Origin of the sequence: Rhodococcus sp. 15-2388-1-1a (assembly GCF_002259145.1) — a bacterium.
Lineage (GTDB): Bacteria > Actinomycetota > Actinomycetes > Mycobacteriales > Mycobacteriaceae > Rhodococcoides.
Window position 1 is genome coordinate 184,621 of the sequence record NZ_NPFP01000003.1, and the last position, 19,137, is coordinate 203,757.

At 64.5% G+C, this 19,137-nt stretch carries 20 protein-coding genes; 7 read left to right on the top strand and 13 right to left on the bottom strand.

Annotated elements, in window-relative coordinates; translation table 11 throughout:
• The first annotated feature begins 344 nt into the window (after positions 1-344).
• Both praA and CH302_RS02685 read left to right on the top strand, forming a co-directional pair.
• Positions 345-854, top strand: a complete 510-nt coding sequence (gene praA, locus CH302_RS02680; protein ID WP_037193918.1) for an alkane oxidation protein activator PraA — start codon at positions 345-347, stop codon at positions 852-854.
• 52 nt (positions 855-906) lie between these two features.
• Positions 907-1,623, top strand: coding sequence for a hypothetical protein (locus CH302_RS02685; protein ID WP_037193916.1), 717 nt, complete (start codon positions 907-909; stop codon positions 1,621-1,623).
• Positions 1,624-1,686: 63 nt separating this feature from the next.
• On the opposite strand, the gene CH302_RS02690 is transcribed toward CH302_RS02685, so the two are convergent.
• The 5 genes from CH302_RS02690 to CH302_RS02710 all read right to left on the bottom strand — a co-directional run bounded on the left by CH302_RS02690 (position 1,687) and on the right by CH302_RS02710 (position 7,069).
• A complete protein-coding gene (locus tag CH302_RS02690; RefSeq protein WP_052047942.1) occupies positions 1,687-2,796 on the bottom strand; it encodes a GGDEF domain-containing protein in 1,110 nt (369 codons plus the stop codon).
• Positions 2,797-2,887: 91 nt separating this feature from the next.
• Entirely contained in the window at positions 2,888-3,106 is a 219-nt protein-coding gene (locus tag CH302_RS02695) for a hypothetical protein (RefSeq protein ID WP_037194183.1), read from the bottom strand.
• Between the two features lie 389 nt (positions 3,107-3,495).
• The gene (locus CH302_RS02700) at positions 3,496-4,359 is read right to left on the bottom strand and encodes a type IV toxin-antitoxin system AbiEi family antitoxin domain-containing protein (RefSeq protein ID WP_037193912.1); all 864 of its coding nucleotides are present in this window, start codon (positions 4,357-4,359) and stop codon (positions 3,496-3,498) included.
• A 179-nt stretch (positions 4,360-4,538) separates the two neighbouring features.
• Positions 4,539-5,207, bottom strand: a complete 669-nt coding sequence (locus CH302_RS02705) for an SGNH/GDSL hydrolase family protein (protein ID WP_176460627.1) — start codon at positions 5,205-5,207, stop codon at positions 4,539-4,541.
• 32 nt (positions 5,208-5,239) lie between these two features.
• The gene (locus tag CH302_RS02710; RefSeq protein WP_052047940.1) at positions 5,240-7,069 is read right to left on the bottom strand and encodes a DUF4012 domain-containing protein; all 1,830 of its coding nucleotides are present in this window, start codon (positions 7,067-7,069) and stop codon (positions 5,240-5,242) included.
• 458 nt (positions 7,070-7,527) lie between these two features.
• On the opposite strand from CH302_RS02710, the gene CH302_RS02715 reads away from it, so the two are divergent.
• Genes CH302_RS02715 through CH302_RS02735 form a run of 5 tightly spaced genes read left to right on the top strand, consistent with a single transcriptional unit; the run spans position 7,528 to position 10,930 of the window.
• Positions 7,528-8,751, top strand: a complete 1,224-nt coding sequence (locus CH302_RS02715; protein WP_037193907.1) for an alkane 1-monooxygenase — start codon at positions 7,528-7,530, stop codon at positions 8,749-8,751.
• The gene (locus CH302_RS02720) at positions 8,751-8,915 is read left to right on the top strand and encodes a rubredoxin (protein ID WP_037193905.1); all 165 of its coding nucleotides are present in this window, start codon (positions 8,751-8,753) and stop codon (positions 8,913-8,915) included. Before CH302_RS02715 ends, CH302_RS02720 begins: the two co-directional genes overlap by 1 nt.
• Positions 8,912-9,085, top strand: a complete 174-nt coding sequence (locus CH302_RS02725) for a rubredoxin (protein WP_027495558.1) — start codon at positions 8,912-8,914, stop codon at positions 9,083-9,085. Before CH302_RS02720 ends, CH302_RS02725 begins: the two co-directional genes overlap by 4 nt.
• Complete coding sequence (locus CH302_RS02730; RefSeq protein WP_037193902.1) at positions 9,082-10,296, top strand: NAD(P)/FAD-dependent oxidoreductase; 1,215 nt, start codon at positions 9,082-9,084, stop codon at positions 10,294-10,296. Before CH302_RS02725 ends, CH302_RS02730 begins: the two co-directional genes overlap by 4 nt.
• Before the next feature lie 10 nt (positions 10,297-10,306).
• Positions 10,307-10,930 carry a TetR/AcrR family transcriptional regulator gene (locus CH302_RS02735; RefSeq protein WP_037193901.1) on the top strand — a complete coding sequence of 208 codons (624 nt, stop codon included), beginning with the start codon at positions 10,307-10,309 and terminating at the stop codon, positions 10,928-10,930.
• A gap of 14 nt (positions 10,931-10,944) precedes the next feature.
• Here CH302_RS02735 and CH302_RS02740 read toward each other — a convergent pair whose 3' ends face one another.
• The 8 genes from CH302_RS02740 to CH302_RS02775 form a co-directional block, all read right to left on the bottom strand.
• On the bottom strand, positions 10,945-11,841 hold the full coding sequence (locus CH302_RS02740) for a dioxygenase family protein (RefSeq protein ID WP_037193899.1): 897 nt from the start codon (positions 11,839-11,841) through the stop codon (positions 10,945-10,947).
• Between the two features lie 8 nt (positions 11,842-11,849).
• On the bottom strand, positions 11,850-12,926 hold the full coding sequence (locus tag CH302_RS02745; RefSeq protein ID WP_037193897.1) for a maleylacetate reductase: 1,077 nt from the start codon (positions 12,924-12,926) through the stop codon (positions 11,850-11,852).
• A complete protein-coding gene (locus CH302_RS02750) occupies positions 12,923-14,710 on the bottom strand; it encodes an FAD-dependent oxidoreductase (RefSeq protein ID WP_037193895.1) in 1,788 nt (595 codons plus the stop codon). The genes CH302_RS02745 and CH302_RS02750 overlap by 4 nt, the downstream gene beginning before the upstream one ends.
• 129 nt (positions 14,711-14,839) lie before the next feature.
• Positions 14,840-15,796 (bottom strand): helix-turn-helix domain-containing protein, encoded by a 957-nt coding sequence (locus CH302_RS02755; protein ID WP_037193894.1) that lies wholly within the window; start codon positions 15,794-15,796, stop codon positions 14,840-14,842.
• Positions 15,797-15,822: 26 nt separating this feature from the next.
• Positions 15,823-16,617: a hypothetical protein gene (locus CH302_RS02760; protein WP_037193891.1), complete on the bottom strand. Its 795-nt coding sequence runs from the start codon at positions 16,615-16,617 to the stop codon at positions 15,823-15,825.
• 7 nt (positions 16,618-16,624) lie between these two features.
• On the bottom strand, positions 16,625-17,563 hold the full coding sequence (locus CH302_RS02765; protein WP_037193889.1) for a fumarylacetoacetate hydrolase family protein: 939 nt from the start codon (positions 17,561-17,563) through the stop codon (positions 16,625-16,627).
• Entirely contained in the window at positions 17,560-18,096 is a 537-nt protein-coding gene (locus CH302_RS02770; protein WP_052047938.1) for a flavin reductase family protein, read from the bottom strand. Before CH302_RS02770 ends, CH302_RS02765 begins: the two co-directional genes overlap by 4 nt.
• A 139-nt stretch (positions 18,097-18,235) precedes the next feature.
• Positions 18,236-19,063 carry an IclR family transcriptional regulator gene (locus tag CH302_RS02775; RefSeq protein WP_037193887.1) on the bottom strand — a complete coding sequence of 276 codons (828 nt, stop codon included), beginning with the start codon at positions 19,061-19,063 and terminating at the stop codon, positions 18,236-18,238.
• Positions 19,064-19,137 lie beyond the last annotated feature (74 nt).

Genomic DNA, 19,137 nt, shown 5'->3' on the forward strand with positions numbered 1-19,137 from the left:
CGGAGATGTCATCGACGCAGTCGGAACTATCTCGTTTCGGTAACGTTGCATAACGCGTTGGTAACGGCGTCGCGCGAGAGCGGGCATGCGGAATCGGGAGCCCATCGCGGCCCCGAAATCGGGCCGAAAGCCGAAGTTGCAGTGCGCTTTCGAGACTTCCGCCGAATTTCATTAACACTGCATACAACAAACATACCGACCGGATTGTGACTTCTCACAGACTTGCGCTGAAGCAATTTCTGCAGAAGTTTCGTCGACCTAACGTCCCTCCCGGCTGCCGGAACACCGGCACCGTCGGACCCTCGCGGGGGTCCGGAGCCGTTCTGGACTTGGAGGTTCGATCGATGACGCTCAACTCGCCGACCCGCTCTCGCACGCTCGCCGCCGCCGTGGCCGCTGTTGCCATCGCCGGAGCGACAGTCGGTGCCGCCAACGCCGGCGCCGCAACAATCTCCCCGGCAGGCACCGCTTTCACGGCGCCCGGCACGATCGTCGTGAGCACGCCGGCTTCGTTCGGAGTGCCCGTGAGTTGTTCCATCTCACTGTCCGGCACCACCAGTGCCGATGGTTCCTCGGCATCGATCACCGACGCCAAGATCAGCGGTTCGAACCGTCTGTGCGGCCTGCCCCAGCTGAAGAACCTGCCCTGGACTCTCACCCCCACCAGCGCCACCACCGGTGAGGTGTCGAACGTGGGCTTCTCGTTGGTCGGTTACAACTGCGGGCCCGCCACGCTGGCCGGGTCCTTCGACAACATGACCAACACGCTCACCGCGACCGACCAGCCGATGTCAGGCAACTGCACCGTCAACAGCCTCTCGGTCCAGCCCGACCCCGCCTTCACCCTGTCCTGACTCCTCCCGTCCCACCTCGTTCCGCATCAACCATTCTCGAGAAGGAGACCACGTGAAGATTCGCAACAAGACTGTCGTCACGATGACGGCATTGGCGTCGAGCATCGCCTTGGGCACGCTCGTCGCCGCCCCGGCGAACGCTGCCGACACGCTCCCCATCACGTTCCAGGCCGACACGACGACGATCATCGCCAAGACCGGTCAGCCGGTGGTGTTTCCCACCACCGACCTCGCCACGGACGTCGATCTGGTCAACGGCACGGTGACCGGAACACTTGCACTCCCACAGGCGTCGGCCGACCTGAAACTCGGACCCGCGACGCTGGCGAACTTCACGATCTCGATCGTCGACGCGACGCCGGTGTCCGGCACCATCGTCCGCGGCGGCCCGGACGAGGCACCGACGTTGGACCTCGACGTCGCACAGAGCTTCAAGATTCGCATCGATTCGGTGAAGCCCTTGGGCATCGACACCGGATCGGCCGGATCGGCCGCGGTCGACCTGATCCCGGCGGGTAGCAACTGCGTCACCGCCGAGACCACCGCCAACCTCTCCGGTTCGCTCGATGCGATCGACCTGATTCAGAACAACCAGGCCGATGCACACGTGAAGGGCACGTACACGATTCCGCAGTTCCAGAACTGTGGCGCGTTCACGTCGGTGCTGAACGCGATCATCGCCGGTCCGGGCAACACTCTCGACGTGCACCTGACCGATCCGGTCTTCGACGTCGGCACCCGGTCCGCGATTGCGGCAGAGGTGGCGTAGCGGTTCGCACCTCGATCGGCGGCGTCGACCGGTTCCCGTGCGGAACCCGGTCGACGCCGTCGTTCATTGCCGTTCGTCGACCGGATGGACGGACGGCTCCTCGTGTTGGTACACCGTGACGCGGTTGCCGCCGATCCGCTTGGCCCGGTACATCGCTCGATCGGCTCGGCCGAGCAGCACATCGACGTCCCCGACGATGTCCCGTGCCTCGACAACCGTGTGAGCGACGCCTATCGATGCCGTCAGTGGGGACCGGTCGGTCGCGTCGCACAGGCGGATTCGCAATTCCTCGGATCGGTCGATCACCGAGTCGACGCCGTCGAGGCAGACGATCGCAAATTCTTCGCCTCCGAGTCGAACCGTCACGGCCGGTGCCGGGAAGACATCGAGAATGCGGCTCGCGGTGAGACGAATGACCGTGTCTCCGTACTCGTGGCCGAATCGATCGTTGACGGCCTTGAAGTTGTCGATGTCGATCACCACGGCGGCCACCGTCGTGTCGATCCCGGATCGAAGGTCGAGGTTGCCGATCGCCGCGTCGAATCCCCGGCGGTTCTGCAGTCCGGTGAGCGGGTCGTAGAACGCGCCGGTGGCATCGCGGCGCAACAGCATCAGGAAGGAGTGACAGATCAGCGGCGCCGAGAACATCACCAGGATGAGCATCACCAGGTAGAGATTGGTCTGCAGCCGCTGCGCCGGGTCGCCGACCATGGCCGAGACATAGAGGGCCGCAACGGTGACGAAGGCGAAGAGGTGATGCGCGGTGAACAACTTGGGGCCGTGGAAGCCCACGACGTAGCTGCCCATCACCGTGAACAGCGCCGCCATCGGCAGCATCTCGGACGGCTCGTCGATGGTGAGGAGCACTGCGGCGAGCACGATGTCGGCGTACAGCACGAATGCGATCGACATGCGCCAGCTCGGCCAACCGCCGATCAGCCAGGCCAACCCCAGCGGAGGAGTCGTGACGATGGTCGACCACAGCGCCCATTGCCCCGGGCCGCTGTCTCCGAGACCCGGGATCGTCAGGGCGATCACCGCGGCAGCCGCGTAGAAGAAGCAGAAGATCCCGATGAGGATCCTGGTGACGTGCAGCGCTTGCTGGGACCGTGCATACGCAACGTTCCACCCGTAGTCGACCGGGAGCGACCACCATTGGCGAAGACTGTTCACAGGTCTCGAGCAGCTTTCCTAGTGTCACGACGTGGATGGACAAGTCAACCACAGACGAAACCACCTGGTCCGCAAAGTGGAAAACTTGCGCCTATCCCCGCATACCGTCGGCCAACTCGAACACTCGGCCCGCATAGGTCACCATGAACGCATCGAGGGCTTGCTGCGACAGTTCGGGGCATCCGGCTCTGCGAAAGAAATGCTCCAGATCCACCAGCCGATCCCCCAGTCCGACGCGTTGTCGATCCAGCGCCTCGAGCTCTACGACCAACGCCTTCAGTTCCTCGACCTTGCGCAGCACGTCGTCCATCGGATCACCGTCCACCTCACTGGGCCTTCCACGATTGGGCGGCGGAGCCGGGCTTCCCTCCCAACTCCGCCGAGCCCGACTCTACGCATTATCGAACACATGTGCGAGTCCACGAGGCAGTTCGGCCTCGGTTTGTACCACCTATCCTGTGCACAATCCGAGAAAGTGACCTACAGTCTGTGACATGCTCCAGAAAAGGGGTCCGAACGGGGTTCGGCCGCCAGGCTCGACCGATCCAATTCACTTGGCGCTCTTAGCAATCCTCACGATTGCTGTGATCGCCCTCGTCATCGTCGCGGTCCAACAGGGCCGCCTCTGAGCGCGCACCTCGGCGTTCACTATCGACTCCGATCGGCGGCTTTCCGCGCCCCTCGCACGGTTCCGAACGCTCACGTCCGCGGCAGTGCCCGGCCGACTGCATCGATCGAACGTCGACGACGCCTGACCACCTCGATGATCTCGTCCACCACGCGTCGCGTGTCACCCAACGCCTGCACGGCCGAGTAGCGCAGAACCAACCACCCCTCCAGGATCAGCCTGTTCTGGCGTCGACGATCGCTGTCGAATACCCGGCTGGACGTGTGGAACTCGCGTCCGTCGATCTCCACGATCACCCGTGCCCGAAAGTCCACGAGGTCGCCGAAATACGGCCCTACCCGCGCATTGATCTCCATGAAGAAGTGTCGGGCGGACAGTGCTCGTGCCACCACTCGCTCGGCCTCGGATCGAGTGCCGAGGCAGCACAGACGCAGTTGTCTCCGTACGGCTTTCATGCCGCGCATCCCGCGAGACAGTTCGCACGCCGTCGCGATTCGACGCCGCAGAGCCGGCCGCGCGATTGCCGTGTCGAAGAATCGCTCCAACTCCTCACCCGTCAGAGTTGCCGCCACGTCGACGAATACCTGAGCCAACGCCACCACCGGAAGATCACGGCACCGGTCCGACTCGGGGATGCGTCGTCGATGGATCTTCACCCACTCCGGTGACTGCTGCCGGGCCGAAGGTGGCACTGTCGCCGTGACCTGCGGCGGCTCTTCCTCGACCAATCCCCACACCCACGCCGCGGTCAGATGGCTGAGTACAGCGTCGGGCTTCCACAGAGTCACCGCAGTGCACAGGTCCAAGAAATCGGGCTCGTTTGTCGCGTAGATTCCGGGAAGTACTCGAATCAACTGCCCGGACGCAGTCCTACGCGTGATGGTGCTGCGACTCATCCCCCGCGCCATCAGATCGACCGCTGTGTTTACCCCCATACCGATACGGTGAACGATCGACGACGCCTGCGCCAGTGCCGTTTTCGAAACCTGTGGATAGATCCGAGTTATCCACAGGCCGCCGCACCTCAGCGTTCACTATCGACTCCGATCGGCGGTATTCCGCGTCCTGGACACGGTTCCGAACGCTCAGACCCGCGCATCCGGCACGACGGCGGTTACGTCTTTCGAACTCCGACCGCTCCAGCAACCTCGGCCGCCATCTCGGCAGCCGTGCTCGCGGTGGGGTGCACGCCGTCGAAGGTGGCTCCGGGTCGATCGAGCAGTGGCGCGAATTCTGCGACGGGTATGCCGCGCTCGGCGGCCAGTGCTCGAATCTCGCCGTTCAGGTCGTCGGCACTGACCTTGCGCGACGACGGCACCGTGGCGATCACGACCGTGTCGACGTCGCGTGCCCGGTCCAGGATCGTGCGCAGGTTGTCGATGATCCGGGGTAGCGGAACCGACCGGGCGAGGTCGTTGGTGCCGCCGTTGACAACGAGGATGTCCGGGTTCGCTGCCAGTGCGTCGTCGGTTCGGGCGAGGATCTGCGGCGTCGTCGCGCCGTTGATTCCCAGGTTGCCACCGTCGGCCGCGGGAGCGTCGTCCCCGCACACGAGGTACGAATACCACGCCGTGTCGCCGTGAATTCCCCAGTCGACGCGTGAATTACCTTGCGCCATCGAGTCTCCCAGCGTCACCAACCGTGGGCCGGTGTCGTTGACGCTCCACCCGAAGCAGTGCGCGTTGCGGACCGTGAGCGCCGGCTTCTTCAGTGGTCCTGCCACGAGCGCGGCGGCGAGCGCCAACCCGACTGCACCGGCGATCCACAGTCGAGTTCTCCGCACGCGGGGGATTCTGCCTCATGGGCGACGGTGCATCAGTTGCAGGCGGGGAAATCCACCTCGGTCGGTGCCGTAACCGACTGCGGCTGCACCGGTGCCTGCGCCTCGCCTGCAACGGTCGGTTCGACGAGGTTGTACTCGATGGTCTTGGTCTGTCCGGGCTCGATGACGACGGGCACGTAGAACACCGGATGGCCCCGTTCGGCAGCAGTCAGCAGAAACAGAGGGGTTCCGTTGATGGTGGCATCGGTCAACGTTGCGCCCTGAGTTGCGTACAGCGCCACCACCGATCGGTTGGTTCCCGGAGGTCCGTCGTATCGGGTCGATTCGTTCTGCCTGCCGGCGATGTAGGTGGTGTAGTCCTGCTGCGGAGCGTTGTTGGTGATCTCGGCGACGACGCGGGTGGTCCGTGTCGGGCCGTCGCAGGACTGTGCGGAGTAGGTGACCTTGCGCTGCAGGTAGTAGTCGAGTTTGCCGCCTGCACCGTTGTTCACCACCACCGCGGCGTACGGGTCGGGGCTCTCGGGAACTTCGTGGCCGATCTTGGTCGGTCCCAGGATCGATTGCAGAGCCGGGTCGGCGCTCCACACGGCGATGTGGCCTTCACTGGTCGCTTTGCCGAGTGCTTCGAGCAGCGCGCTGGGAGATCCGATGTTGCCCTGCATCTTTGCGACCACGCGGGCTGCGATGTCCTGCAGGTACGCCTTGCGCGCGGTGTTGTCGTCCTCGAAGCGGAAGTACGCATCGGACTGCGTGATCTGGACGACATTCGATCCGTCGATCACCTCACCGTCGCCCATCGTGATCGGGCCGACGACGTCGAGGATGTAGCCGAGGGCAACGGGATCGGTGGCCAGAGCGCCGTCGACACGTTCGCCAGTTTCCTGCTCCCACATCGACTGCCAGATCTGCCCCGCGTACGGGAAGTGCGGACTGACGTTGCTGTTCTGCCAATTCTGAGTGGGCTGGAAGCGACTCTCGTAGAAGTTGAAGAAGTCCGGACCGAGATCGATCGGGTCGTAGGGAATTCGGAGCTCGCGATTACTACCGAGCGAGTCGACCGCGACCTTGCCGTCGACGGCACGCACGATGCCGAGTCCGCCTATCAGGCCACCGGTTCCGCGAGATTCCGACAGCGTCTGGAAGGCCATGAAGTAGCTGCGTGGGCCGTCGGCACCGAGCATCGCGGGGAGCACTTTCGCGGCGATGTCGGTGTTGGTCAACAGTGTCGTCAGCTCGTGCGTCTGATCCTGCAACTGAATTCGAGCGTCACCGATCTGCGCGACGAACGTCGGCTCTTCGATCGCCTGGGATTGTGCGTTGAGCACGTCGGCCGCGGCGGACGCCTGAGACAGGGCGGGCGAGGCGTCGCGCAGGGCGGCGATGTCGATGGCACCGTCGGGTCCGCGGAGCTGACTCGGATCGAGTGTGGCCCCCACCTCGACCGACGGCGTCAGCACATCCACGGTCAGCCCGTTGACGACGTCGGTGATCTGCGAGACGACATCCAGCGGTTGACCCACGTACGGAATCGCTGCGGCGGCCTTCCAGATCAGTGAATCGGTGGCGTCCTTCGCGTGGGTCGAGGTACGCACCGCGTCGTCCACGGAGGTCTCGGCCTTCTGCGTATCCCCCGCCAGCAGTGCGGTTTTCGCCGACTGGGCGTAGTCACGAGCCTGCTCGAGGTAGGTGTACGCGGTGTTGGCGGTGTAGGCGAGCCAGGCACCGAGTCCGAGCGCTACGACGACGAACACACCGAAACCGAGCAGGATGCGTCGACCGGTTCTCTTCTTGGAACGACGACGCCTGCTGCGACTACGAGAGCTGCGATGGTCGCCGTACGGGTAGTCGTTGTCGTAGCTCATGGCTGGATGGGTGCCCTTTCGTTGCGGCTAAGACTACAAACGACGTCCTCTCACCGCGACACGACTCTCGGGCAGGCTGCGCCGGTGTTGCACCGGCGCAGCCGTTCGACGTCAGGATCCGATGAGTGCACTCACTGCAGTGCTGCCGCTCTCGGCGCTTCCGCTGCCGATGAGTCCGAGGATGACGTCGACGATGATCTTGGCGATGAATGCGTCCATAACTACTCCTGTTGTGAAGTACCCCCGACGGGATACAGACGGACCTACGAGCGCTGCGGCCGTTTGTGACCGGCCACAACGAGTCGGAAGGTAGCAGCTGGATCTGTCCAAACGGTGGTGCTGTGGGCGCAGCCACAGTCCCAGACATTGTTTGTACAAATTTCTGATTTTGTACAACAGCCTGACAAATCTTGTGTATTGTCCAACCCACAGTGATCGGCCTTACACGAGGAGTGACGATGACCGCATCGAATGTCGACGACCAGGCGCAGGCGCCGGTCGACGCGTGGCACGACCGCAAGCGATACCTCTGGCTGATGGGCCTGATTCCGCCGACGGCGGTGTTCCTGGCGACCGGCCTGGTGTGGGCTTTCAATCAGCTCGGCTGGAACGCGGTGGCTCCGGTCTGGTGGTGGATCGGCGCGCTGCTGGTCTACGGATTGCTCCCGATTCTCGATCGGTTCTTCGGGCCCGACGGGGACAACCCTCCCGACGAGGCGATGAAGGCACTCGAGGAAGACAAGTACTACCGCTACTGCACCTACGCCTACATTCCGTTCCAGCTCGCCAGTCTGGTGTTCGCCTGCTACCTCTGGTCGGCGAACAACCTGTCGTGGCTCGGCATCGACGGCGGGCTCGGCCTGATCTCGAAGATCGGTCTGGCCATCAGCATCGGCGTGATGGGCGGCGTCGGCATCAACACTGCACACGAGCTCGGCCACAAGAAGGACAGCCTGGAGCGCTGGCTGTCGAAAATCACTCTGGCACAGACGTTCTACGGCCACTTCTACATCGAGCACAACCGCGGCCACCATGTCCGCGTCGCCACCCCCGAGGATCCGGCGAGCTCGAAGTTCGGCGAGAGCTTCTGGGCCTTCCTCCCCCGCAGCGTCTGGGGCAGCCTGAAGTCGTCGTGGGAGCTGGAGAAGACGCGCATGGAGCGATTGGGCAAGAGCACGTGGAGCATTCAGAACGACGTACTCAACGCCTGGCTGATGTCCGTCGTCCTCTACGCGGTACTCGTCGCAGTGTTCGGTCCGATCGTGCTGCCGTTCCTGGTGATTCAGGCCATCTACGGATTCTCACTGCTCGAGACGGTCAACTACCTCGAGCACTACGGCCTGCAGCGTCAGAAGAAGGAGAACGGCCGCTACGAGCGCTGCACTCCCGAGCACAGCTGGAACTCCGATCACATCGTCACCAACATCTTCCTGTATCACCTTCAGCGACACAGTGATCACCATGCCAACCCCACCCGCCGCTACCAGACTCTGCGCAGCATGGACGGAGCGCCCAATCTGCCGAGCGGATACGCGAGCATGATTTCGCTGGCGTACTTCCCGCCGGTGTGGCGCAAGGTGATGGACCACCGCGTTCTCGATCACTACGACGGTGACATCACGAAGGTCAACATCCAGCCGTCCAAGCGAGAGAAGATCCTCGCTGCACACGGAGCCAAGTGATGGCCGCCTTCGAGTGCCCGGTGTGCGAGTTCGTCTACGACGAGACCAACGGCGCTCCACGCGAGGGCTTTCCGGCCGGCACCGCATGGTCCGAGGTACCCGACGACTGGCCGTGCCCCGACTGCGGTGTCCGCGAGAAAATCGACTTCAGGAGTAAGGCATGAAGCTCTACCGCTGTGTTCAATGTGGATTCGAGTACGACGAGGAACTGGGCTGGCCCGAGGACGGGATCGAGCCGGGCACGCGCTGGGACGACATCCCCGACGACTGGTCGTGCCCCGATTGTGGTGCTGCCAAGGCCGATTTCGAGATGGTCGAGGTCGAGCGCGGGTGACTGCTCGGCAACCCGCTGACGTCGTGATCGTCGGCACCGGCGCCACCGGGTATACCGCCGCCAAAGTGCTACGCGCCGAGGGCTTCACGGGATCCATCACGCAGATCGGAAGCGAGCAGGAGGCCACCTACCGTCGCCCGGCGGTCTCCAAGGAGCTGCTGCTGGGCACCAAATCGGTCGATCAGGTCCGGTTGGGTGCAGCCATCGAGGGTGTCGACGTCCGGACGGGCGTCACAGCTGTCGCCATCACCGACTCGGCCGTGCTGCTCGACGACGGCGACTCGGTCCCGTACGACGCCCTGCTGTTGGCAACGGGTTCTCGGGCTCGGCAACTCGATCTGCCGGGTTCTGCGCACGTGTTCACCCTGCGCACCTCCGCCGATGTCGCACCACTGCATGCCGACATCCTCCGCACCGGATCACTGCTGGTGATCGGCGGCGGATTGATCGGATGCGAGGCGGCCGCGGCTGCGCGGTCGCTCGGTGCCGAGGTGACGGTGCTGGAGGCAGCGTCGGCTCCACTGAGTCGTATCGCTCCGGCGGGGATCTCGCAGATGTACCGAGACCTACACGCAGACAACGGTATAACGATGCACACCGACGTCACCGTGACGAGTCTCGACAAGCAGGACGACGGCACCCTTCGTGCCGTCGCACAGGACGGACGCAGTTGGTCGGCCGGCACCGTCCTGGTGTCGGCAGGTTCGGTGCCCAATGTCGAGCTGGCAGCCGAACACGGCCTCGACATTCGTTCCGGAGTCCTGGTCGACGCGGAGATGCGTACCTCGACACCGAACATCTACGCCGCGGGCGACGTCGCGGAGGTCCCCAACACGATTCTCGGCGGCACCTATCGGAGTGAGCATTGGAACGGTGCCGTCGATCAGGCGACTCGGGCGGCACGGTCCATTCTCGGTCTCGATGTCGGCAATCTCGATGTGCCGTGGGGGTGGTCGACTCAGCACGGCGTCAACCTGCAGTTCGCGGGGTGGACCGGTGTCGACGACGAGTACGTCGTGGTTCGCGGCACCATCGCCGACCGCCGCTTCACGGCATGCGCGCTGCGTGACGAGAAGCTCGTCGGGGCCATCGGCGTGGGATTCCCGAAGGACATCAGGCAGATCAGATCCCTCATCGCGAGCGGAGACCCCATCGATCGGGATCTCCTCGGAGAGGATTGGCTGGATCAACCCCATGCGGTCGTTCGATAGAGTCGTGTTCATGCCCGCAGCCGAACAGACGTCGACCCCCGGTCGATACCGTGAAGCCGCGTCCACTCTTGCGCGCGATACCGCGCTCGATGCGTTGCGCGAGTTGTTGCACGAGCGCAACTGGCGCAACGTCACGATGAGTCACATCGCGAAGGCGGCAGGCCTGAGCAGACAGAGCCTGTACAACGAGTTCGGTTCACGACGCGGCGTCGCACAGGGGTACGCCATCAGATTGACGGACATATTCGTCGACCTGTGCGAAACCGCGCTGTACGAGCATCCCGACGATGCCGGCGCTGCCCTGCGCCAGGGTTTCTCGTCGTTCTTCCAGCTGAGCGCACTGGATCCTCTCGTGCGATCACTGCACGGTGGCGACGCCCCCGAGGATCTGCTCCGCCTGATCACCACCGACAGTGCCGTACTGATCGAGCGCGCGGGAGACCGACTCGCGAACACCTTCCAACGCGGATGGGTCGGTGCGAGCCCACGGCAGGCAGACGTCATCAGCAGGGCGATCGTGCGTCTGGCATTGAGCTACATCCCCGAGCCCCCGCACGATATTGCGGCTGCTGCAGATGATTTTGCGCTGCTGCTGACCCCGTTCGTCGATTCGATCACCTCAGGCCGGACCTGAGCCAACCGGCACCCTCAGACGTCGGCCGGTGCGAGCACGATGTCGAAGTCGGCTCTGGCCCAGGTCTTGTCGCCGACGTCGCGACCGTCCGGAGTCGGTGTTCCCGACGGCTGCTCGACGAAGTCCTTGATCAGGGATTCCTTCACTCCGAACACGGTGTCGCTGCCCAGCAGTTCGTCGCCGCTGACGAAGATGTGTGTCACCAACGTGCGCATCCCCGGTGCCGTCACCATGAAGTGCAGGTGCGATGCCCGCATCGGCGAGCGACCGGTCGCGGTGAGCATTCGTCCGACCGGCCCGTCGTGCGGAATCGGATACGGAGTCGGAGTCAGCGCCCAGAATCGATAGTTCCCGTCGTCGTCGCTGTAGAGATGCGCTCGACCGCCGACGCGTGCGTCGTCGTACTGAACGTCGTAGAACCCGTCCTCGTCGGCTTCCCAGATTTCGAGGCGCGCTCCGGGGATCGGTGTGCCCGCGGTGTCGCGCACGGTTCCCTCGACCCAGCACGGTTGTCCTGCAGCACCTCCCGATGCATCACCACCGTTCTCGATACGCGGCGCGTCGTCGACGAAGAACGGGCCGAACACGGTCGCCTCGGTAGCGTCCTCGTAGGCGGGGTTGTTCACGTTGATCGTCTGCATCGACGCCCCGAGGACGTCGGAAAGCAGAATGAACTCCTGACGGCGGTCGTCGGTGATGTGACCGACCTCGGTCAGGAAGCCGATGGCGGTGTTCCATTCCTGTTCGGTCAGTCGCACATCTCGGATGAACCCGTGCAGGTGGTGCACCAGCGAGGTCATCACCTGCTTCAACCGGGGGTCGGTGCAGTCGTCGAACGATCGAAGTACGTTCTCCACCAACCGCTCTTCGACGGCATCCTGTGCTTGTCCGGTCATGGTCTGCTCGGTCATGGTCTCTCTCACTGTCCGATGTCGGTCGGCGGGTCGCCGGCCCACGCTGCGTGCAGAATGGCGGTGGCGGCCTCACGGGTGACGGGCCGCGGGTTTCCGTACGATCTGCTCGTCACGTCGTCGGCGATTCGGTCGATGTCCTTCTCCTTCATACCCAATTCGGCCAGAGAGCGTGGCGCTCCGAGTCCGCGACAGAGCTCCCACAACCGGGTTGCCGGGTCACCGGAACCGGGAAGCGCACGCGAGAGCGCCGTCACTGCGCCCGGTGCAGCCGACTGATTGAAGGCCAACACGTGCGGCAACACCACGGTGTGGGTCGGAGCGTGCGGCAGGTTCAAGGTACCGCCGAGAGAGTGACACAGCTTGTGGTGCAACGACATCGTGGTGGCACCGAGAGTGGCACCGCACAACCAGGCACCGTAGAGGGCGTCGCTGCGCGCCTGCGGATGGAGGTGATCGGCCACGATCGCGGGGAGCGCCGATGCGAGCGCGCGCACCCCGTCCTCGGCCATCAGCGCGACGATGGGGCTGATGTCGGGTGCATACAACGCTTCGACGGCATGCGCCACGGCGTTGATTCCACTCGTGACGGAGATGTCGACCGGAAGGCCGGTCGTCAGCTCGGGGTCGTAGACGACGCTGCGCGGCAGCACCCTGATGTCGCGACCTGTTTCCTTGCGTCCGTCGGTCGTCAGACCCCACACCGGGGTCATCTCCGATCCGGCGTACGTGGTGGGAACCGCGACGATCGGCAGCCCGTGCACGAGGGCGATGGCCTTGCCGAGGCCGATCGAGGAGCCGCCGCCGACGGTGATGCAGCCGTCGGCTCCGAGGGAAAGGGCTTCGGCGCTGGATCTTTTCGCCACCTCCGACGGCACGTGCATCACGGCGTCGGCCCGTACGCCCACACATCGGTCTCCGAGCATCGAGGCAATACGTTCGGCTGTACCCTTCTGGCTCGGCGAGCAGAGAACGAGGACGCGCCGCAGACCGAGGTGATCGAGCTCGTCGGCCAGAGCCGACAGCGAGCCCGCACCGAATCGCACCCGCATCGGGTTCGCCTCGTAGGCGAAGTCGTAGGTCATCGCGACAGGACCGCCGTCAACGCCTGCCGCAGGGCGTCCTCGGGGTCTGCCGCGAGTTCGTGTGCACGCCAGCAGATGTGTTTGTCGGGGCGCACCAACAATGCACCGCTCTCGGTCACCTCACGGAGCCGAGACCAGTCGAAGTACAGGTCGGTGACATCGCGTCCGGGCCCGATGACGACGACCTCGACGGCCACACCCAGTTCGTGACCGATCTTGTCCGCCGCCGACTCCCAATCCGATCCGGCCACTCCCGTGATGAGCGTGAAGCGGTCGTAGGGCGCGAGATCCATCATCGCGAACTTGTGCATGTTGTCGCCCACCCAGGCGTGCGGCAGGTGCGATCCCGGCACGGTGGAGACCTGGTAGTACAGGTCCGGGTCTCGTACCGCCTCGGGCAGAACCCCGTCGGGCACAACGGCCGAGGACGTGTAGAACTGGCCCAATTCGACTCCGTGGGCGTTGAACTCGTAGTTCTTGATCTCCATCGCCTTCACCAGCGCGGCCCGCTTCGCCGCGCCCGCAGGCGTGTTGGCCTTACGCTCTTCGATGCGTTCGACCATCTCCTCCTCGGTCTTGGCGTCGGTGACCCCGAGGGCGTGGAACAGGTCTGCGAACTCACGACCGGAGCGGTTGGCACGCTTGACGATTCGCTCGGCCACCGGGGCACGCTCGGCGGTGTAGGTATCGAGCAACGCTTCGCCTGCCTGACCCTTCAGCACCGCGGCGATCTTCCACGCGAGATTGTAGGAGTCCTGGATCGAGGTGTTCGAGCCGAGCCCATTGCTCGGCGGATGTCGGTGGATGGCGTCGCCCGCACAGAACACCCGGCCCTTCTGCAGATGCGTGGCGTACATTTCGTTGTTGCCCCACAACGATGTTCCGGTGATCTCGACGTCGAGCTCCGGCATGCCCAGCAGGCTGCGAACGATCTCGATGGCGGCCGCCTCGTTCACCACCGGCGGTGGCTGTGCGATGTCGAATCCCCAGACCACGAGCCACTCGTTCCACGGCCGGACCATGCGAACCAACCCGGCACCGATACCGCCGACGTTGGATCCGGGCTGAATCACCCAGTACAGCACCGACGGTCGGTGTCCGACGTACTCGGCGATGTCGGCCTTGAAGGTGATGTTCATCGACCCGGCGATGTCCATCGCGCCCTCCAGCGGAAGGTCGATGTCCGCGGCCACCTTGGAACGCGCCCCGTCCGCGCCGATCAGGTACTTGGCACGGATCGTGTAGCGGTGTCCGGTGAGTCGATCGACCACCGAGACGCTGACCCCGTCGGCGTCCTGGACGTGCGAGAGGTATTCGGTGGAGAACTGGGCCTGGGTTCCCCGCATCGTCGCGTTCTTCACCAGGATGGGCTCGAGGTACGTCTGGGGAATGTCGACGGTCAGGCACGGCGAGGCGAGCTGGTAGTCCGCTTCGCGGTCGGCCCCGGTACCCCACGTGCGGATGCGGCCGATCTCCTCGCCCGCGATCGAGGTGCAGAACACGGTGTCTCCGACGAGCCCGTGCTCGGTGGCGTCGGCCAGCACCTGGTCTGCGATACCGACGTCGCGGAAGACCTCCATGGTGCGCTGGTTGGTGATGTGAGCGCGTGGAGTGTTGGCCGTCCAGCGGTACTTGGTGATCATGATGTTGGGGATTCCGAGAGTGGACAGCAGCAGTGCTGCGGATCCACCGGCCGGCCCCGAGCCGACGATGAGAACGTCGGTCTCGACCACCGAGGAATCGGGCAGCTCTGTGGCCTTCTGGCCGTCGTCGAACACCGGCATGGAACACACCCTTCGTTGCGCCCGACGTTGATCTCGGGTCTTGCAACCCAGTGTCCTGCATCACACCGGAGGTGGCCATCGATCGCGGTCATCTCGGCGCAAATCGACAACGGTGGCGCAATTGTGAAACTAGTGCACCGACCGCGCCACCACGGAGTCGCGTCGAACGTCCGATGCTCTGGCTCCGAACCGCGCCGAGAAGGCACTGGAAAAGTAAGCGGCAGAGGAGAATCCGCAGGAGGCGGCGATCTCGGCAATCGACGTCGAGCGTCCCGACGGCGAGGTGAGCACCGTGTGTGCACGGGCGAGGCGTCGCTCGAGGATGTACTTGGGCACGCTGGTGCCGTCGGCGGCGAAGACTCGGGACAGGTGCCGGGCGCTGATGCCGATGGCGTCGGACACGTCGGTGGCAGACAACGACGCGTCGGTCAGACGGCGCTCGATGTAGGAGCGGGCAGACGCGCGATGCGCCGCACCGACGTCGCCGCGCGTTCCACCGGTCAGGACGGAGACCAGTTCGAGGATCGTCCGCTCGTCCGGTGCGGTCGGCCCGTCGGCGCGAGTCGCTCGGCTCACCCGAGCAGCGAGGGCGGCGGCGTGCACGTTGCCGTTCGCCGAGAAGTCGAAGACCATCGGGGCCGCGAGAGAGTCCTCTCCGGTGACGTCGGAGTAGATGCCGCGTGGGATCTTGACCACGAGTTCCTCGAGGCCGTGCGAGAACCCGCGCATGAAGGCTCTGTCGGCGTCGCACAGCAGCACCTGGCCGGGGCCGACGGTGCGCACTCCGTCCTCCGAGTAGAAGAACGCATCGCCGACCAGGCTGAAGTACAGGACCACCGAGTCCGACGGCCGACGCCGAATCAGCTCGGCATCTCGCTCGACGACATGGGAGGTTCCGACGACGCGGGCCAGGCCGACCGATCCGACCTGGACGTTGGTTTCGGTGGCCTCGAGGGACCCGCCTTCGAGGCTGCGGCATCTCAGTCCGATGAGCACCTCGGAGTTGTGTCCCTCCCACCGTTGTATTCGCTCGACGGAGGGAAGCCCGACGGTGGAGAACTCCACGGGTGACGCAGCGATCGGCACGTCGGGCCTCCTCCTCGGCGAGGGACTTACTTCTCCGGTACGAAACGCAGGTGTTCCGGATCAACTGTAACGAACAGCATCCACCGATCACCGAGACCGCGCGTGACGTGGCCTGCTCCGGTCACGTCGTCGATGTAGGCGATGTCGCCTGCCACCGGCGAGGTCACCGTTCCGTCCCCGGTCTCGTTCTCGGCCCTGCCGTTGAGCGTGACGCCCAACTGCGGTCGCGGGCCGTTGTGCCACACGCCGGGAACGTACCCGTCCTCGCCGTAATCGCGGCGGGTGACGAATGCTCCGAGCGAGCGGGGCCACTGTTCGACCGGCGGTACCGGAGCCAGGTCGCTCGGCCAGCGCAGCGGCTCGGTCCGTGAGGTTCCGCCGTCGTCGTAGATCCACGTCAGCGACGGCCGGCCCTGTCGGATCGCCGGGTCGGGTCGGGCTTCGTTGTCGCCTGCTTCCGGCAGCCAGTCGTCCAGCGCGAGGTAGAGCAACCACGCGAAGCCGTCCCAGGTCATCGTCAGGGTCTCGGGACTGGCGACGTTCGCGAACACCAGGTCTCCGGCGGTCAGCACAGCCGGGCTGCGGTCGCGTACGTCCACCCGCACCTCGCCCGAGAGCACTACAACGGCGTGCGACCCGAGCGAGGTGGGGGCGGGGACGTCGACCATCCGGGCTCGGGTGAGCCAGAAGGCCGTTGCCGGAACGACATTCGCCGGACCCTTGACCCGTGAGTCGCGGTGCGGCAGGAAGGCATCGCCCGCGTCGATTCCTCCGTACGTGTCGGAATCGCCGAGAGTCTCGTGCACGCGAAGCACTTTCATCGGGCGGTCATTCGGCGGTGGGGGCGTAGCGTCCGCTCAACTGAGGCGGAGTCCGACCCTTGTTTCCCGCTTCGGTCCATTCGTGACGCGTCTGACGTCCCCAGGTGCGGTGCAGCTCGTCGCTGATGGTGACGCTGAGCCGGCCGAGGTCGCCCACTTGCAAGTCGATGCGGTCGCCGTCCTGAAAGGCATGCAGGCCACGATGATTGGTTCCGGTGGCGATGATGTCGCCGGGTTCGAGGGCGTGCATGTGCGAGACGAATTCGACGGACTCGGCGATGCTGTACGCCATGTCGTCGGTGTCGAACTCCTGCTTGATCTCTTCGTTGTTCCACAGCGTGACCGGCAAGTTCTGCGGGTTCGGCACCTCGTCGGCGGTCACCAGGTAGGGGCCGATCGGGCAGAAGGTCTCCCGCGACTTCATCTGGTAGAAAGCGTTCTCCCGCGGCGGGATTCCGCGTGCAGATCCGTCGATCAGATTGGTGTAGCCGAAGATGTGGTCGTATGCATCGGCTGCCGAAACGTTGTGCGCGCGCTTGCCGATGATGATGGCCAGCTCCGCCTCGCCCTCGAAGATCGTTGCTGCGACGTCGGGCAACACCATGGTGTCGCCGTGTCCGATGATCGAATTGGGGGACTTCGCGAATCCGTTGATCGGCGGCCGCTCGGGCAGGGTGCCGTTCTCCATGTAGTTGCGCGCCATGCAGTCGATGTTCGACGGCCGAGGGATCGGCGGACGAATGCGTACTGCGCTCAACGGAATTCCGTCACCTGCGGCCACTGCGGCTTCGAGGCGTTCGCGGTAGGTGGCCCAGCCCTCGATGACGCCGCGGATGACGTCCTGCGGATGCGCCGCCGGGATGTCCTTGACTTCGCCACTGAGGTCGATCACGTTGCCGCCGTGGAGGGCTCCGAGTTTGAAATCGTCGAAGAAGAGAAGCTTCATGGTGTTGCACCTTTCGTTGGGGGTTGGGGGTTGGGGACGAAACGTCCGTACCGGCCGCGGAAGAAGACCAGAGCGCTGCCGTCCTCGGCCGCGCTGAGACTGTGTACGCGGGCCACGACGATCGTGTGATCGCCTGCCGCGTATTCGGCGTACATCTCGCAGTTGAGCCAGGCCACCGCGTCGTCCAGGGCCGGGCCAGCCGACTGGTCGTGCCAGCTCGTGCCTGCGAAACGATCGGTGTTGCGTGCCGAGAACTGGCGTGACGCCTGTTCGTGATGGTCGGCGAGAATGCTGATGCAGAACCGGCCTGCCGCTCTGATGGCCGGCCAGGTGGTCGAGGTGCGCGCTACGCAGATCGAGACGAGTGCCGGGTCGAGGGAGACCGCCGTGAACGAGTTCACCGCGATCCCGGTCCGACCGGATGGGCCATCCGACGCAATGACGACAACGCCGGTAGGCAAGTGGCCCAATACTTTTCGGAAGAGCATTCCCGCATCCACTGCGGCGGGTGTTTCGGTGGTCGACGACGCCATGAGACAGTCCATTCGGGTTTCGATTCCGTCTAATGGAATCTTATTTCAACCGACTTTACGTGACGTCGAACACTGCCGTCAACCCTCGGGAAGGACGGAGTGCAGCGGACGCCTTTGCGTCAGAAAGGTTTCGGGGAAATCAGTGACCCGAGTCGGTCTCGGGCATTGCGATATCGAGAGCGGACGCCGGCAGATCTCCCGCGGCGCGCAGCCGTTCCGACATCTCCCGTGCCAACGAGAGCAGCTGCTGAATGATCTCCGCATCACGATCGGGCTCGATCTTGCCCAGGCACAGCATCGCTGCGATGGGCCGTCGATCGGCGTCGAGGACCGGGGCCGCGATTCCGCGACCGGTATCGAACCGTTCGAAGTTGTCGACGGCGTAACCCTGTTCCTGGATGCGCGAGAACTCCGCTTCCATGGCATCCGGGTCGGTGATCGTGTTGGGCGTGAACCGCCGCAGTCCGTCGTTCTCGTAGAGATTGCGACGTTGCTCGTACGGCATGTAAGACAACAGAAGCTTGCCGTCGGCCATGGCGTATGCGGGCTGTGGGTGCCCGGGTTCGAATTCGATGAACTCGGTGTGCGCTCCCGCTACGCGCGAGAGCTGAACGGCCTTGACCCCGACGAGGGTGCTCAGAACGGCATCGTGGCCGGACCATTCCGCCAGACGCGAGAGGTACATCCGCGCGTCGTGCAGTACCGGATTGGTGACCATTCCGACGCTGCCGATGCCGATGGCGTGCATTCCGAGCCGGTACTTCGCTGTACGCGAATTCTGTTCCACCCAACCGACACTGACGAGGGTGCCGAGGATGCGGTGCACGCTGGCCGGCGACAGGTGAACGAACTGGGCGAGTTCGACGATACCCAGCGGGTACGGGTGCTCGGCCAACGCCGTGACGATGCGGGTGGCCCGGGACACCGCACGCACATGGCCGGCGTCTCGGTTCTCGCGCTCGTTCACAAAGCCTCCATGGGACGTGAGCTTACTAGTCATCCCGGTCGCCACATCGTTCAACGCCCCTGTGGCCGGGCTCA

Coding starts and splice junctions, on each gene's coding strand:
- CH302_RS02700 (WP_037193912.1), bottom strand. CDS start 4,359: ATGGGGGTAAACACAGCGGTCGATCTGATGGCGCGGGGGATGAGTCGC.
- CH302_RS02770 (WP_052047938.1), bottom strand. CDS start 18,096: ATGGCGTCGTCGACCACCGAAACACCCGCCGCAGTGGATGCGGGAATG.
- praA (WP_037193918.1), top strand. CDS start 345: ATGACGCTCAACTCGCCGACCCGCTCTCGCACGCTCGCCGCCGCCGTG.
- CH302_RS02695 (WP_037194183.1), bottom strand. CDS start 3,106: ATGGACGACGTGCTGCGCAAGGTCGAGGAACTGAAGGCGTTGGTCGTA.
- CH302_RS02710 (WP_052047940.1), bottom strand. CDS start 7,069: ATGAGCTACGACAACGACTACCCGTACGGCGACCATCGCAGCTCTCGT.
- CH302_RS02745 (WP_037193897.1), bottom strand. CDS start 12,926: ATGACCTACGACTTCGCCTACGAGGCGAACCCGATGCGGGTGCGATTC.
- CH302_RS02765 (WP_037193889.1), bottom strand. CDS start 17,563: ATGAAGCTTCTCTTCTTCGACGATTTCAAACTCGGAGCCCTCCACGGC.
- CH302_RS02760 (WP_037193891.1), bottom strand. CDS start 16,617: ATGAAAGTGCTTCGCGTGCACGAGACTCTCGGCGATTCCGACACGTAC.
- CH302_RS02735 (WP_037193901.1), top strand. CDS start 10,307: ATGCCCGCAGCCGAACAGACGTCGACCCCCGGTCGATACCGTGAAGCC.
- CH302_RS02750 (WP_037193895.1), bottom strand. CDS start 14,710: ATGCCGGTGTTCGACGACGGCCAGAAGGCCACAGAGCTGCCCGATTCC.
- CH302_RS02740 (WP_037193899.1), bottom strand. CDS start 11,841: ATGACCGAGCAGACCATGACCGGACAAGCACAGGATGCCGTCGAAGAG.
- CH302_RS02720 (WP_037193905.1), top strand. CDS start 8,751: ATGGCCGCCTTCGAGTGCCCGGTGTGCGAGTTCGTCTACGACGAGACC.
- CH302_RS02715 (WP_037193907.1), top strand. CDS start 7,528: ATGACCGCATCGAATGTCGACGACCAGGCGCAGGCGCCGGTCGACGCG.
- CH302_RS02725 (WP_027495558.1), top strand. CDS start 8,912: ATGAAGCTCTACCGCTGTGTTCAATGTGGATTCGAGTACGACGAGGAA.